The organism is Rothia sp. HMSC075F09 (assembly GCF_001810515.1).
Taxonomy (GTDB): Bacteria; Actinomycetota; Actinomycetes; order Actinomycetales; family Micrococcaceae; genus Rothia.
The window spans coordinates 58236-73419 of the sequence record NZ_KV801798.1 but is presented as its reverse complement, the minus strand read 5'-3'; the positions used below and the strand labels follow the sequence as shown (position 1 = coordinate 73419).

The window sequence follows — 15184 nt, the reverse complement described above, 5'->3', positions numbered from 1 at the left end:
TCACCAGAAGGTTCACCCTAGAATGCCCCGCTCACAGCGGGCAGCTCAGCGCAGGCTGAGCCCGCTACACATTTTTAGTGGAAGAAGTGGCGGGTACCGGTCAGGTACATGGTCACGCCAGCAGCCTTAGCCGCCTCGATAACTTCCTCGTCGCGGATCGAACCGCCCGGGTGCACGACGGCACGCACGCCGGCGTCCAGCAGCACCTGCAGGCCGTCAGCGAAGGGGAAGAACGCGTCGGATGCGGCAACCGCACCGCGGGCACGCTCGTTACCTTCACCGCCGAGAGTGTTCGCGCGCTCCACCGAAAGCTTGCAGGAATCCACGCGGTTCACCTGGCCCATGCCGATGCCCACGGCGGCACCGTTATCGGCAAGCAGAATAGCGTTGGACTTGGGCGAACGCAGTGCACGCCACGCGAACTCGAGGTCACGCAGGGTTGCCTCGTCAGCCGGCTCACCGGCAACCAGGGTCCAGTTCTTCGGGTCGTCACCCTCAGCCTGTAGGCGGTCAGCCTCCTGGAAGAGTGCGCCACCGGAAATGGGGCGGTACTCGATAGCCTCGCGGGCAAAGTTCTCGGGCAGAACCAGCAGGCGCAGGTTCTTCTTCTCACGCAGGATCTCCAGCGCCTCGGGCTCGAAGCCGGGAGCCACGATCACCTCGGTGAAGATGCCCTTGACGGTCTGAGCCATAGCGGCGGTCACCGGGCGGTTAGCGGCAATCACGCCGCCGTATGCGGACAGCGGGTCGCAAGCGTGCGCCTTCGCGTGAGCGTCCGCAATCGGGTCAGCCGCGCCGGGGGTTGCCACAGCAATACCGCAGGGGTTGTTGTGCTTGATAACGGCAACAGCCGGCTCGTCGAAGTCGTAAGCGGCACGCAGAGCGGCGTCAGCGTCAACGTAGTTGTTGTAGCTCATCGCTTTACCGTGCAGCTGCTCCGCCTGAGCAATGCCGGGGGCAGCGGCGGGGTCAACGTACAGGGCGGCACGCTGGTGCGGGTTCTCGCCGTAACGCAGGGTCTCGCTGCGCGCAAAGCCCAGGCCAGCGTACGGGGGCCAGAAGTTAGCGTCCTCATCCTGCAGGAACTGGGATGCGGTCCAGGTAGCCACAGCGGTATCGTACGCGGCGGTGTGGGCGAATGCGCCGGCAGCAAGGCGGCGGCGCTCGTCCAGGGAGAAGCCACCGTTCTTAGCGGCCTCAACGGTGCGCGCGTAGTCGGCGGGGTCCACAACAATTGCGACGGCGTCGTGGTTCTTCGCGGCAGCGCGAACCATGGAGGGGCCACCAATGTCGATCTTCTCGATGATGGCGTCCTGATCGGCACCGGATGCGACGGTCTCAACGAAGGGGTACAGGTTCACAACCACCAGGTCGAACGCCTCAACGTCTAGCTCTTCGAGGGTGTCGATGTGCTCCTGCTTGCGGCGGTCAGCCAGAATACCGGCGTGGATGCGCGGGTGCAGGGTCTTCACGCGGCCTTCGAGGCACTCGGGGAAACCGGTCACTTCGGTGACCTCGGTGACGGGTACGCCTGCTGCCGCGATGGTGGATGCAGTGGAGCCGGTGGAGACCAGCGCGACGCCAGCCTCGTGCAGGCCGCGGGCGAACTCCTCCAGACCGGTCTTGTCGTAGACGGAAATGAGGGCGCGGCGCAGGGGCACGCGATCGAGCTCAATGAGAGACACAAATACTCCGATGCTTTAGACGTGCACGCCGGTTCTCGGCGGCACAGCTGGTGGATGGACGTAGCCTGCCCGGATAGACAGGATATGTGTGGGGGTATTCCCCGCCGCTGTGCACCTTCCCCTCAGGGGTACTCGGGTGCCACAACGGAACGTGTGTGGGCGGCGGGGTGTGAGCTCGGCTCATTCCGCCGCAAAAATCTAGTGGGCGGAATTAACTGTCGGATGCAGCGCCGTCAGATGCAGCGCCGTGAGATTCAGCCAGGGATGCGATGGTCTGCACGAGCAGGCGGCGCTCCTGCACCTTAATTCGTTCGTGCAGGGTTTCTTCGGTGTCGTCATCCAGAACGGGCACTGCCGCCTGGGCGAGGATGGGGCCGGTGTCAACGCCCGCATCCACAAAGTGGACGGTCAGGCCGGTAATCTTCACACCGTGCGCTAGGGCGTCACGCACGCCGTGCGCACCCGGGAAGGAGGGCAGCAGGGCGGGGTGGGTGTTAATAATGCGGTTTTTGAAACGCTCGACCAGCTGCGCGTCAACAATGCGCATGAAGCCGGCGAACACAATGTAATCGGGGTTGTAGGAAGCGATCTTTTCTTCCAGCGCGCGGTTCCAGGAGGGGCGGTCGGCGTAGTCGCCGGGCTGCACCAGGAAGGTGGGTACGCCCGCCGCCTGGGCACGTTCAATGCCCAGACAGGGCTTGTCGGCGCCCACTGCCGCAATGTCGAGGGGAAGCTCGCCCGCTGCTACAGCGTCGAGGATGGACTGAAGATTCGTTCCGGAGCCGGATACCATAACCACAATTCGCACCCGACTAGTATAACCCGTCTCACACCCTTATCCAAAGGGGGTAAGAGGTTCACAACACGCCTAAAGCCCAAAGGCGAGCACAAAGAAACCCCGGCGAGACGAATCCTCACTGGGGTTCACCGGACGCAAACTCAACAGGTCGCAAACTCAATAGGTCACGGGCAGACGGGGCGGTACCCTTATAGGTATGTCTACTCCCCCGCAGAACACCCCGAACAACACTCCGAACGACACCCCGCAGCAGCCCACCCCGAACAACGGTGCACCGCAGAACCAGCAGGTTCCACCGCGAGCGCCGCAGCAGGCACCGCAGAACATGATGCCGCAGCCTCGGGGACCTCAGGGCAAGAAGCCGCGCAAGCCCATCGACCCCATCGAACAGCAGAAAGCGAATATTCGCACCTCGCTCATGCTGATTGTTGCCGCGCTGGTGATTTTTGCGGCGTCTTCCTTCGTGCTTTCCACGATGCCGCTTTTCTTGGCGCTCTTCCTCTTCGCGCTCGCCGGCATTACCCTGAGCATTATTGCGATTGTGCGCACCGCAATCTACCGTGGCCCCTGGTTCTTCTACATTGCCGCAGGCGTCAGCATTATCTACGGCGCTATGACCCTGCTCGGTGGCATTGGCCTCGCCTTCATGCCCGGCGCGCAGGAGTACCGTGAGTGCCGCGCCGCCGCGCTGACTCAGACCGACATGTCCACCTGCGACGAGAAGTTCCAGGGCACGATGGACAAGCTCACCGGCGCGTCCAGCTCTTCTTCCCCTCGCTAAGAATGCAGTGCGCTAGTTCTTCTTACGCGGGTTAGAACCCTGGGCGCTAGAACCCTGGGACTTCGAGGAGATGACATCCAGCGGGGGCAGCTCCACGGTAGACGCCTCATCGGTCACCAGCGGAAGCACTCCGGTCTGACTACGAACCTCAAAGATGCGCTTCATCGCCTGATCAGCAGAGAGGACATCCAGTTCGCGATCCACAAAGTCGCGCTCTGAGTCCTTCTTCTGCTTCTTGCGTGCCGCCTTAGCCGCCTTCTTCGCCTCGCGCTTCTGCTCACGCTCATGCGCGCGGTCATTGGCACGGTCCCGAGCGGAATCCTGCGCGGCGGATGCGGCGTGAGCGGCATCGGCTGAGCTATCCTGCGCTGAGTCATCTTGCGCTGCGGCGGGCTGCTCAAGACCAAAGCCGAAGTACGCCATAATGCGGCTCGCGCGGCCCTTCGAACGCAGCGCCTGCTCTGCGGGCTCTTCGACAGCGTCCTCACGCTCAACAGGTTCAGCAGCCTCGTAGACGGGCTCCTGAATCAGCTCGCGGGTCTGCTCATCGGAGGGGTCGTGAGCGTACAGGGCGGGCTCATAAGCAGTGTGTTCATAAGTAGCGTGCTCGCTGGAGGCAGGCTCAACAGAAGCTTCGATACTCTCGTAATCCTCAGCATGCGCAGAGTCAGCATGTGCAGAGCCAGCATGTGCAGAGTGCAGGTAATCGACCTGCTGAACGGCCTCAATCGGCTCGTACTCCTCAGCAGAGCTCTCCTGCGCAATAAGCTCTTCGGAGACAGACTCCTGAGTAGCGTCCGCAGTGGATTCTGCTACTACAGGATCTTCAGCCGCCTCTTCGCGCTCTGCAACAATCTCAGCGAAAGCATCCGCCGCCGCACGCTGCGCCAGCTGCTCAGTCGTCTCTACCGGAACGGCAACCACAGGCTCCTGCGGATGCACCGGAACGTGACCGGTCGCCACCTCAGATACAACAGACTGCTCAGATGCTACAGACCGCTCGGGCTCAGCAACGTGCTCGGAAGCCTGCGCACGTGCCGCCTCCTCAGCTTCACGCTCAGCGGCTTCACGCGCAGCCGCCTCTTCAGCTTCACGCTCAGCGGCTTCCTCAGCCTCACGCTGTGCACGTTCCGCACGCTCCTGGGCACGCTGCTCACGACGCTCCGCAAAACGCTCACGACGCTCCGCAAAACGCTCACGGCCCTGTGCAAAACGCTCACGGGCCGAAGCAGTAAAACTCATCAGACGCTCACCCAGGTTCGGGCGCTCATCCGCAAAACGAGGCAGCTCACGGCTACTATCCGGCACCAGGGCACGGCTCAGCAACATACCGAAAGTCACGCCGGCACCCACCGTCAACGCGGTATGCGCCGCAAAAGTCAGCGGCTCAGCACCAACCTCCGTAAAACGACCAATGCCCAGAGAACCGTACGAAATCCAGCCCAGCCACAGGGCACCAAACGACGTCATAATACCGGTCATCACACCCAGCACCACTGCAGAAATCAGCGCAGACAGCGGGCGGAACGGAACCTTCAGAGCAACCCACTCATCCAGGTGATCCTCACCCTCACGCAAGAACCACCAGCCAGCAATCGCACCGGCAACCAGTGGCACCAGCAAACCCACCAGACCAAATGTGCCCAACGACTCGGGCACAGCGCCCAAAATCGGAAGCATCGGCAAAGTACCAGCATCGCTACTGGTCAAACCAACCGAGGTGCCCGCACCAAAGGAGAAACCGGCACCGGTCGACCACGCAATCGCGTAGATTACCAGGTTCGGCAAGAAACCCAGCTGCAGCAGAGTCACCGCAGTATCACCCACAGCGCCCGCGTGCAGCTCCTGGTAGGTGGCAACGATCTGCGACCAGCCCGCCAAAATACCGATACCCAAAAGCACCGCACCCAGACCAATCAGCGCCACAAAAGCAACCACCGCAGCACGCACCACAGCCCACGCGTACGAACCCGCCCAACGCGAATACTGACTCATCTGCGAAATCTGCTCCGCAGTATCAACACCCACCATGCGCGAGAGCGAACGCGCCTCACGGTAGCCACCCCACATCAGACCAGCCACCACAATACCCAAAGGCACCAGGGCAGCATTCAACGCCTGAAGAGGCTGAGGATGCGGACTCGCCCAACCGTACATCGCCGAACTAATCAGCGCATAGGTCACCGAACCGGACAGCACCGGAATCAAAAACTCACCCTCATACGAGGCACGCGCCAAGCGACGACCCGAACGATAACAGAGCAGCAGCGGCAGAATACTCAAACCCAGCGGCACCAGCGTCATCGTGCCGGCAGAAGCACCAAAAGCAGCCGCAAGATCCAGGGGAACACCGTGAATCAGAAGCCACAGGTGCGCCGACATGGCGGCCACGGAGGAGAACTCCATGTCGCCAAAACCCTTGGTCGCCCACACGGCAGACATCGCCGCAAACACGGCAACAGCAGAGAACAGGGCAGTAACAATTAGCTCAACAACACCCTGAAGCCACAGAGGCATGGGCATGGAATAACGCGAGATAGGTGAGGTGCTTTTCATCGTCCTTCAATCATGCCACGAATTAACGACGAAACCCGCCTCCGATTAACACTCGAAAGCGGGTTCTCACAACTATTCGCACAGGTATTCATACAGACACGCACGCGAGGGCGCACATACGGCGAAGTTTTAATTCTCAGTCCACGGGTTGGAAGCCTGAACCCCCCAGGCGCGGTACACCTGCGCCTTAGAAGAAATCAGCTCCAAATCATAGGCACTCGCGCTCGCCGCCATCAGACCCTCCAGGGCGGCGGTAGGCAGCGGACCGGCATCATCACGACCCACGGCGTGCACGCCGGGCGGTGCCTGACGGCCCGCCCACTCGAGGCTCACACGCGCATCCACGTTAATAACGTGGTCGCCAAAGCGCTCAAGAAGTTCGGTAATCCAGCGATCAGTTTCCGGGTAAGGGTACAGGCCCTTCAGCTCACCAATACTCAGCACAGAAATGTACATGTGTCGGAACGAGCGGCGGCGCAGAAAAGCGACCACGGCGGGGTCTGGATCCGCCTTACGGATCTCCGCAAGAACGTCGGAGTCCAGGAGCATACCGGAGAAATTCATACCCCTAATGCTACGCTACGCGCAGACCGGCGTACTCAATAGCGGGGATGCCCTCGGGGTTAGGCAGAAGAAGGAAGTTCAGGAACTCGTCGCGCTTAGAAGAAATGCGGGAGTAATCGTCAATGCTGACTGCGGTGTATCCGCCTCGCGCGGGGACAGCTGCGGCACGCAGGCTTTCCTGGTAGGAGCGGGAGGGGTTCAGAGAGATTGCTGCTTCGGTTGCAGAGCCGTTGTACATATGACAACCTGCGCCGTGAGTGGCGCGATCCTTTCGCGTTGCTCTTGTCTGTACCGGTTACCACCGCTTGAGGTGGCGAATACAAACCGCTTCGTCATCCGAGCCACCCGTGAACATGGGGTTGGCGTTCGACCATAGTCGGAGCTTATCAGTCGAAACTCTTGAAGCTGGGTTCAGCTTACAGCATTTTCTCAAGTTAAGTAAAGCGTTTTTTGAAAGAGATTTAGATTATTGGTGTTTTTGCTTGTGAGCGAGTTTTGAGTGGCAGGAATTTTTGATACGGCGCGGAATATCTTATGTGAATACCTCTGTTTTTATGCATCAAAAACGCATCCTGCACACCCACCCGGCAATGACCGGCGACAAGGCGCAAGCCCGCACGATACGCGATAATGAGCTGGTGAGCGCCAACAATCCTTTCCCCGAAATTCCCGTCACCGTACCGCAGATCATTCGCCAGGCCGGGCACCGCACCTACCAGCGCGGTGTCGCCTACCAGCGCAACCGCGAAGTCATCCGCTACAGCTACGACGAAGACGAACGCACCCTCACCGGGCTCGTCAACGGAAGCACCATCATCCCCTACGAAGTGACCGTCCGCTTCTTCCCCGCCGTCAGCGGCTCCGCAACCTTCACTGCCCGCTGCACCTGCCCCGTACTCACCGACTGCAAGCACGCCGTAGCGCTCATGCTCACCGCGCTCGACCGCGCCTCCGTAGCGAAAAAGGCACTCAGCGAACACCCCGGACCGGTCGGCGTACCCGGTGCCGCGGCAAAGGACGCGGCAGAGGCAAGGGGATCCGCAGATTCAAAGAGCGCGGACGTTGCGGAGGCGAAGAAAGCCGCCGACCCGCTCGCGGCGCTACGCGCCTCCGGTGCACTCACCACCGCGGCGAAGCTGCCCGCGCCCGATGCAGCGACTGCCGAGCCCGAAAACCCCCAGGGAAGCTTTGCGCTCAACGAGCTAGGCGCCTCCCCGAGCCTGCAGGCAGAGGCATCCGCCACCAAAATCTCGGCATGGCGGCGCGACCTCTCCTCCGTTCTGTCCGCACGTCAGGACCTTTCCGGCATCGATTCGCTACGGGTCAGCGGCGCGCTCGACCTGTCGATGAGCGTCTCGGGATCCTACGCGCGCGGCCGCAACATGCCCGGGGCGACCCCGGCCATCAACCTACTCGCGCGCCCGCTCATGCGCTCCAAAACCGGCCGCTGGGTCAAGGGCGGCCTCACCTGGGACACTTTCGCCTCGAGCGTGGGCGGGCCGGTCGGCCGCCACGACATCTACCCGGAGCACGAGCGTTTCTTCGCCGAGCTCTACTCGATTGCCCGCCCCTGGCAGAACATGTACTCCTCGCACCGCGACTGGATTTCGCTCAGCGCCGCGGGCTCTGCCCTGCTCTGGGATGTGCTCGCACGCGCCGAGGAAATCGGCCTGCCGCTACTAATCAACGGACGCGAGGTGGAGTACGCCATCCTGCCGCCCGCGCGGGTGCGCCTGCGCGCCGCCGCCCTGCCCGAGGACTCCGAAGAGAACCCGGACGGGGGCCTACTCCTCGAGGCCGCGCTGAGCTGGGAGGGGCGCGAGGGCGAGCTGCTACGCCAGCTCTGGCTGCCCGCCGCGCACTGCCACCCCATCGGCACCCCGCGCACCGGCTTCTTTGCCCTGGGCGGGCTCGCCCAGCAGGAGTACGAGCAGGCGGCAAAGGCGGTGCACTGGAAGACCGCGCGCCCCGGCGCACTGGACGAAGTGGGCCGCGAATCTTTCGTGCAAAAGGACGCGCAGGAGGCGCCTACTGAGCCCTCTACCCCGACCATTAACCCGGCACAGGATGAACGGGCGCAGGGTGAACGGGTGCGCTACTCCCCCGCCGTACCCGAACTGCCCGAGGGCGTGGAGCTGGCGCTCATCCCCCTGGTCGAGCCGCTCGATGCCGCCTCCGAATCGCTCATTAGCGCCGGAACCGTGCACATTCCCGCCGCGGAACGCGCCACGTTCCAGACGGAGTACCTGCCCGCGCTCAGCCGCTCCATTCCCTCGCTGACCCCCGATCCGGCGCTGGCGCTACCGCGCGTGAAGCCGCCGCATCTGGTGCTTGAAATCAGCTTTGACGAGCAGGTACGCCACGATGCGCAGCTGAGCTGGCGTTGGGAGTACCCGCTGAACCCCTTCGCGGAGGACAGCACAGAGGAGGCGAGCGCGCAGGATTCTGCGGGTGCCTCCGATGTACAGTCCCTGCCCGTTTTCGGCTACCCCGGTGAAGAGGGCGGCGAGGTTCGCGACGAGCGTTTTGAGGCGCGCGTACTGCGTTCGGTGCGCGCCATTCTTGCCGCCCACCCGGCGCTTTCCGGGCTGGAGGAGCGCCGCATCGAAGGCTGGGAGACCCGCGAGCTGCTCAGTGCGATTCTGCCGAAACTTCGCCGTGTTTCCGCTGTTCAGGTGCGTTTTAACGGCACCCCGCCACAGTTCGTGGAGGCAACCGACGCACTCATTGAAATCACCGTGAGCGAGGGCAATTCTCGTGACTGGTTCGGCCTGGGCATTGCGGTGAAGGTCAATAATTGGACCGTGCCGTTCGCCCAGATTTTTGAGGCGCTCGACCGCGGGGCGGACCGTATTCTGCTCGGTAACGGCACCTATTTCTCGCTGCGTCGACCCGAGTTTAAGACCCTGCGCACCCTCATCGCGGAGGCTCGCGAACTCGACGATGCGGGCGGCGAGCTGCGCATTAACCGTCACCAGGCGGGGCTGTTCTCTGAGCTGGAGTCACTGGCGGCGAGCGTGCATACGACCGCACGCTGGGATGCTCAGGTGCGTTCGCTACTGGAGCTGGTTGAGGGACTGGAGGATGCCGAGGAAAGCACCGAAGAGAACTCTGAAAAGGGCACTGAAAAAGCACTCGACAAGGGCACTCAGGGGTTCCCCTCACCTCAGAAGGCATCCCGTCGGGTTATCGCTCAGCGCCCGGTACCCACCGGCCTGCAGGCAACCCTGCGCCCCTACCAGGTGGAGGGTTTCCAGTGGCTGTCGTTCCTGTACGAGCAGCGTCTGGGCGGTATTCTCGCCGACGATATGGGTCTGGGTAAGACCGTGCAGGCTCTCGCCCTGCTCGCCCACGCGATTGAGGAGCACCGTGCCGCCTCCGAACGTACCACCGAGCGCGGTGAGAGCATCGAGCCGTTCGCACCTTTCCTCGTGGTTGCCCCGACCTCCGTCATCACCAACTGGGCGGCGGAGGCGGAACGCTTCCTGCCCGAGGCGAAGGTCGTGACCATCACCGAAACCACCGCCGGTAAGACCCCACTTGCCGAGCGGGTTGCCGGGGCGCACCTGGTGCTGACCAGCTACACGCTGCTGCGCATGGACGAGGACGCATACACCGGTTACGCCCGCACGCTAGGCCGTACCGTTGACGAATTCGCGGGCGAGCAGTCCGCCCCCGAAGGCTGGGGTGCGCTCCTGCTGGACGAGGCGCAATTCGTCAAAAATACCGGCACCCGCGCCTGGTCTATCGCCCGCGCGATGCCCGCCCGCACCAAGATCGCGATGACCGGCACGCCCATTGAGAACAACCTCATGGAGCTGTGGGCGCTGCTGGCGATTGTGGCGGACGGCCTGTTCCCCTCAGCCCGTGCGTTCCGTGACCTGTACGCTCGCCCGGCGGAGTCCGGCGAGGACCCGGCGCACGCCGCGGCGACGGCTGCTCGTCTGCGCCGGCGCATCCGCCCGCTCATGCTGCGTCGCACCAAGGAGCTGGTGGCGGTGGAGCTTCCGGCGAAGAACGATACGCGCGTGAACCTGCCGCTGGCTCCCGGTCACCGCCGCATCTATGACACGCATCTGCAGCGTGAACGCCAGAAGGTGCTGGGTCTACTGGAGGATATGGATAAGAACCGGTTCACGATCTTCCAGTCGCTGACCCTGCTGCGCCGTCTGGCGCTTGATGCCGCGCTGATTGATCCGGAAGCCTACGCCGGGGTGTCGTCGGTCAAGCGCGACTACCTGGTTCAGCAGCTACCCGACCTGCTCGAGAAGGGCCACCGCGTGCTGGTGTTCAGCCAGTTCACCGGCTACCTCAAGAGCATTTCGGCGCGCCTGGCGGAGGAAGGCATCGGCCACCTGTACCTGGATGGTTCGACCCGCAACCGCGCCGAGGTCATCGAGGCGTTCACGAGCGGTCAGGAGCCGGTATTCCTCATTTCGCTCAAGGCTGGCGGTTTCGGTCTGAACCTGACCGAGGCGGATCACGTGTTCATCATGGATCCGTGGTGGAACCCCGCCGCCGAGCAGCAGGCGGTGGACCGTATTCACCGCATCGGCCAGGACAAGGAGGTGCACGTCTACCGTCTGGTCGCCGAGGGCACGATTGAGGAGAAGGTCATGCAGCTCAAGGAGTCGAAGGCCGCGCTCTTCGATGCGGTGGTCGGTGAGGGCGAGTTCGCCTCCGCGGCGGTGACGGCTGAGGATGTGCGCGAGCTCTTTGCGCCGGCTGTCGAGCGGTAGCCGCCCTCCAATCTGAGCGGTAGCCACCTTCCAGACTGAGCGGTATTTCTAGCACCCGTCATTTTTTGTCATCTGGTTACGCCTCAGGCTAGATTCACGCCCGATTCTGGCCCGGCTCTTCTCAACGGGGGCTCTGGGGCGTAGCCTTGTAGAACTATCCAAAGCAACTCTTCGGGAGGCGCCGCCTCCCCCACTCTAAGGAGCATCATGAGCTACAACGTACCGAACGTAAAGTTCAACGACGGCCGATCCATTCCGCAGCTGGGCTACGGCGTGTGGCAGGTTGAGGACGAGGTCGCCGAGAAGGTCGTGGCCACCGCCCTGGAGACCGGCTACCGCCACATCGACACCGCCGCTATTTACGGCAACGAGGCGGGCGTAGGCCGCGCTATCGCTAACTCCAACGTGGCTCGCGAGGACATCTTCCTCACCACCAAGCTGTGGAACTCCGACCAGGGCTACGAGAGCGCGTTCGAGGCGTTCGAGGCTTCCCTGAAGAAGCTGGGCACCGACTACGTTGACCTGTACCTGATTCACTGGGCTAAGCCGCAGCAGGGCCTGTACCTGGATTCCTGGCGTGCGCTGATTGAGCTGCAGAAGCAGGGTAAGGTCCGTTCGATTGGTGTTTCGAACTTCCCCGAGGAGCAGTTGCGCGAGATTATCGAGGAGACCGGCGTGGTTCCGGTCATCCACCAGATTGAGCTGCACCCCTATTTCTCGCAGGAGGCGCTGCGCGCCGTTCACGCCGAGTACGGCATCGCGACTCAGGCGTGGAGCCCGCTGGGCAACGGTAGCGACCTGCTGCAGAACCCCGTGCTGACTGAGATTGCGGAGCGTCACGGCGCAACCCCCGCGCAGGTTGTGCTGGCGTGGCACCTGGCTAAGGGCACCGTGGCTATCCCGAAGTCTGTGACCCCCTCCCGCATTGAGGAGAACCTGGCGTCGGTGAACGTGAAGCTGACCGCCGAGGACATCGCGGCTGTGGATGCGCTTTCCACCCCCGAGGGTCGTATTGGCGCTGACCCGGCGAACATCGACTTCTAAGGTGTAGCTCGGGCGTAGAGCTCGAATCGAACCTACATAAAGCCCCGACAGGCACAGATAGTGTTTGTCGGGGCTTTTGTGCGCTCTTGCGGGAGCTAAGGTTTTAGAGAATGCTCATTCGCGGATTGCTCAACAGGTCAGCGAACGCTTGCGCTCTCCCCCGCTAGTTCTCGTCCTCCACCAGCAGGGAGAGGGAGATGCGGCGGCGAGCCGGGTCGACCTCCACGACGCGCACCTGCACGATGTCGCCGCTGCGCACAATATCGTGCGGGTTCGCCACATAGCCGCGGCTCATCTGCGAGATGTGCACGAGGCCGTCCTGGTGCACGCCAATATCCACGAACGCACCGAATGCCGCCACGTTCGAGACGGTGCCCTCGAGCACCATGCCGGGGCGCACGTCCTCGAAGTGCGAGACGGACTCGGAGAAGCGGGCGGTGCGGAAGCTACCGCGCGGGTCCAGGCCGGGGCGGCGCAGCTCGGCGAAGATGTCCTCGACCGTGTACACGCCGGCGGTGCCTTCGTCTGCGCTCGCCTGAGTATCGCTATCCTGCACGTAGTCGGCGGGGTTCAGCCCGGCGAGCGGGTCGGTCCCATCCGAGGTAGCCAGGGCGCCGGCAACCCAGTGGGCGCCGTTGCGTGCCTGCGCGTCGGCAATAATGCGGCGCGCGAGCGGGTACGCTTCAGGGTGCACGGCGGAGGCGTCCAGCGGCTCCTCACCGCCGCGGATGCGAATAAATCCTGCCGCCTGGCGGAAGGTTTTCGCGCCCAGTCGCGGCACGTTCAGCAACTGCTGACGGTTCGCGAAGGCGCCGTGTTCGGTGCGGTAGGCGACGATGCGTTCGGCGGTTGCGGTGCCCACTCCCGCCACGTGCGCGAGCAGCTGCACGGAGGCGCTGTTGAGGTTCACGCCCACGGCGTTCACGCAGTCTTCGACGGTGTCGTTGAGGGCGCGGCGCAGGGCGGCGGGCGGCACGTCGTGCTGGTACTGGCCCACGCCGATGGACTGCGGGTCGATTTTGACGAGCTCGGCGAGCGGGTCCTGCAGGCGGCGTGCAATCGAGACGGCGCCTCGTACGGTCACGTCGTAGTCGGGCAGCTCGGCGGCTGCGAGCGCGGAGGCGGAGTAGACGGAGGCACCCGCCTCGGAGACGGTCACCTTCTGGGGTGCTTCTGCGTCTTCCTCACGCAGGGTGCGAATCAGTTCGCTGGCGAGCTTGTCGGTTTCGCGGCTTGCGGTGCCGTTGCCGATGGCGATGAGTTCCACGCTGTGCTCGCGGCAGGCGGCGGCGAGCTCGCGCAGTGCTTCTGCCCACTGGTTGCGCGGGGCGTGCGGGTAGACGGTGCCCACGCGCAACGGCTCACCGGTGCCGTCAACCACGGCGTATTTCACGCCGTGGCGCAGGCCAGGATCCAGGCCGAGGGTGGTCTTGTGCCCGGCGGGCGCGGCGAGCAGAATATCGCGCAGGTTGGAGGCGAACACCTCTGTCGCGTGCTGTGCGGCGGCGTCGAGTAGCTGGTGGCGGATGCGTTCGGCAAGGCGCGGGCGCAGGTGGCTGCGCCATGCGGTGCGCACGGTGGCGGCGAGCCAGCCGAGTACGCGGTCTTCGTCGTCGACGGTGTTGAGCACCTGCACGGGGATGCGTAGCGCGGCGGCGACCTCACGCTCATATGCAGAACGGACGTTCTCGTAATTTTCGGCGGCAGCCTCAGCTTCAGCGCGGGCGGCACCGCGCAGGCGGCTAAGCGCCATGGGGGCGGGTGCCACATCCACCTTGAGGCGCACCACGCCGGCGCCCTTAGCGCGGTGCAGCGCCAGCACACGGTGCGGCGGAATGGAACGAATACGGTCCGAGAAGGCGAAATAGTCGGAGAACTTCGCACCGATGCTTTCCTGACCGGCAATCACGCGGGACTCGATTACGCCACCTTCACGCAGGCGCTTGAGGAGCTTTTCGCTCAGCACCGGGTCGGTGAGGGCGCGGTCAACCAGGATTGCGCGGGCACCGTCGAGGGCCTCTTCGGCGCTGTGAATCTGCAGGGCTTCGTCCGCCTCTGCAACCTCAATGCTCTCGTCCTCATCATCCCCATCGTCCCCGTCGTCTTCGGTGCCGTCGGTAATGTACGCGGCAGCGATGGCGTGCGCCTCGGCGAGGGGCACCTCCAGCAGGTCTTCGACGAGGGAATCAAGCCCGGCGGCACGCGCCATCTGGGCGCGGGTCACGCGCTCGCTGCGGTACGGGGCGTAGATGGCATTCACGTCTGCAATGGTGGCGGCGTTCATGAGCGAGGAACGCAGCTGCAGCAGGGTGAGCGGGTCGATGAGGCCTTCATCGGCGCGTTCGGTGAGCGCTTCGAGCACGCGGTTGCGGCGCTCTTCGAGGGCGCGGAGCTGGCCCAGGCGCGACTGGATGGTGCGCAGCTGGGTGTCGGTGAGTGCGCCCGTTGCTTCTTTGCGGTAGCGGGCGATGAAGGGTACGGAGTTGTCGGCGTCAAGCAGCGCCACGGCTGCGCGGATGCGGTGCGGCGCAATGCCGGTTTCTACGGCGAGCGCGTTAATGAGGTGCTCGGCGGGCTGCTCAGCTGTGCCGCCGGTTTCGTGTTTTTCGCGGTGTGCGGCGCTGCTGGGTTCGTTGCCGGCGGCGCTACTAGGCGCGGGGTCTGCAGCTCGATCCGCGCGCGGGCGGATGCTGCTCGGGAGGGGGTGTTCGCTCATCCTTCCAGTTTCGCATATTTCGCCGCGGCTCATGGGTTGGCAGGTAATGCTGAGGAAAGAGTCAGCGCGGGGCGTATTTTGCTCGCCTGTGCGGGTGCGGGTAAGCGTATTTTTCCACCGTATCTTCTAGCGCAGATTACGAGTCTTTACGCACATTTTGCCCTGTGGGTGCGCTAAACATTGTCATCTTTCCGTAAGAAACCGTGTTAGGGGTTCACATATTTGAATAGTGCTAAGTTTCAGCGATAAATTTAGATAAAAGAGCATATTTTTTTGAAAAAATATCTCTTATTCGTGCAG

General features: G+C 63.3%; 9 protein-coding genes and 1 riboswitch. Of the genes, 3 read left to right on the top strand and 6 right to left on the bottom strand.

Annotated elements, in window-relative coordinates:
• Positions 1-74 precede the first annotated feature (74 nt).
• Both purH and purN read right to left on the bottom strand, forming a co-directional pair.
• Positions 75-1685, bottom strand: coding sequence for a bifunctional phosphoribosylaminoimidazolecarboxamide formyltransferase/IMP cyclohydrolase (purH, locus tag HMPREF2749_RS07750; protein WP_070593997.1), 1611 nt, complete (start codon positions 1683-1685; stop codon positions 75-77).
• Positions 1686-1896: 211 nt separating this feature from the next.
• A complete protein-coding gene (purN, locus tag HMPREF2749_RS07745) occupies positions 1897-2478 on the bottom strand; it encodes a phosphoribosylglycinamide formyltransferase (RefSeq protein WP_044150744.1) in 582 nt (193 codons plus the stop codon).
• Between the two features lie 202 nt (positions 2479-2680).
• On the opposite strand from purN, the gene HMPREF2749_RS07740 reads away from it, so the two are divergent.
• Positions 2681-3265 (top strand): 4-hydroxyphenylpyruvate dioxygenase, encoded by a 585-nt coding sequence (locus tag HMPREF2749_RS07740; RefSeq protein ID WP_049362023.1) that lies wholly within the window; start codon positions 2681-2683, stop codon positions 3263-3265.
• A 12-nt stretch (positions 3266-3277) separates the two neighbouring features.
• Here HMPREF2749_RS07740 and HMPREF2749_RS07735 read toward each other — a convergent pair whose 3' ends face one another.
• The 3 genes from HMPREF2749_RS07735 to HMPREF2749_RS07725 all read right to left on the bottom strand — a co-directional run bounded on the left by HMPREF2749_RS07735 (position 3278) and on the right by HMPREF2749_RS07725 (position 6623).
• A complete protein-coding gene (locus tag HMPREF2749_RS07735; protein WP_070593994.1) occupies positions 3278-5821 on the bottom strand; it encodes a cell division protein PerM in 2544 nt (847 codons plus the stop codon).
• Positions 5822-5950: 129 nt separating this feature from the next.
• Positions 5951-6385 carry a PIN domain-containing protein gene (locus tag HMPREF2749_RS07730; protein WP_070593991.1) on the bottom strand — a complete coding sequence of 145 codons (435 nt, stop codon included), beginning with the start codon at positions 6383-6385 and terminating at the stop codon, positions 5951-5953.
• Between the two features lie 10 nt (positions 6386-6395).
• Positions 6396-6623 (bottom strand): hypothetical protein, encoded by a 228-nt coding sequence (locus HMPREF2749_RS07725; protein WP_005506796.1) that lies wholly within the window; start codon positions 6621-6623, stop codon positions 6396-6398.
• 35 nt (positions 6624-6658) lie between these two features.
• Positions 6659-6790: riboswitch (SAM riboswitch) on the bottom strand.
• 185 nt (positions 6791-6975) lie between these two features.
• Here HMPREF2749_RS07725 and HMPREF2749_RS07720 point away from each other — a divergent pair.
• Together HMPREF2749_RS07720 and HMPREF2749_RS07715 are read left to right on the top strand one after the other, a co-directional pair.
• The gene (locus HMPREF2749_RS07720) at positions 6976-11124 is read left to right on the top strand and encodes a DEAD/DEAH box helicase (RefSeq protein ID WP_070594167.1); all 4149 of its coding nucleotides are present in this window, start codon (positions 6976-6978) and stop codon (positions 11122-11124) included.
• A gap of 207 nt (positions 11125-11331) precedes the next feature.
• Positions 11332-12168, top strand: coding sequence for an aldo/keto reductase (locus tag HMPREF2749_RS07715; protein ID WP_070593990.1), 837 nt, complete (start codon positions 11332-11334; stop codon positions 12166-12168).
• Positions 12169-12331: 163 nt separating this feature from the next.
• On the opposite strand, the gene HMPREF2749_RS07710 is transcribed toward HMPREF2749_RS07715, so the two are convergent.
• Positions 12332-14884 carry a helix-hairpin-helix domain-containing protein gene (locus tag HMPREF2749_RS07710; RefSeq protein ID WP_210395349.1) on the bottom strand — a complete coding sequence of 851 codons (2553 nt, stop codon included), beginning with the start codon at positions 14882-14884 and terminating at the stop codon, positions 12332-12334.
• Between the last annotated feature and the right edge of the window lie 300 nt (positions 14885-15184).

Bases quoted from the DNA above. Each gene is read 5' to 3' on its own strand.
- HMPREF2749_RS07730 (WP_070593991.1), bottom strand. From the start codon at position 6,385: ATGAATTTCTCCGGTATGCTCCTGGACTCCGACGTTCTTGCGGAGATC.
- HMPREF2749_RS07740 (WP_049362023.1), top strand. From the start codon at position 2,681: ATGTCTACTCCCCCGCAGAACACCCCGAACAACACTCCGAACGACACC.
- HMPREF2749_RS07710 (WP_210395349.1), bottom strand. From the start codon at position 14,884: ATGAGCGAACACCCCCTCCCGAGCAGCATCCGCCCGCGCGCGGATCGA.
- purN (WP_044150744.1), bottom strand. From the start codon at position 2,478: ATGGTATCCGGCTCCGGAACGAATCTTCAGTCCATCCTCGACGCTGTA.
- HMPREF2749_RS07715 (WP_070593990.1), top strand. From the start codon at position 11,332: ATGAGCTACAACGTACCGAACGTAAAGTTCAACGACGGCCGATCCATT.
- HMPREF2749_RS07735 (WP_070593994.1), bottom strand. From the start codon at position 5,821: ATGAAAAGCACCTCACCTATCTCGCGTTATTCCATGCCCATGCCTCTG.
- HMPREF2749_RS07725 (WP_005506796.1), bottom strand. From the start codon at position 6,623: ATGTACAACGGCTCTGCAACCGAAGCAGCAATCTCTCTGAACCCCTCC.
- HMPREF2749_RS07720 (WP_070594167.1), top strand. From the start codon at position 6,976: ATGACCGGCGACAAGGCGCAAGCCCGCACGATACGCGATAATGAGCTG.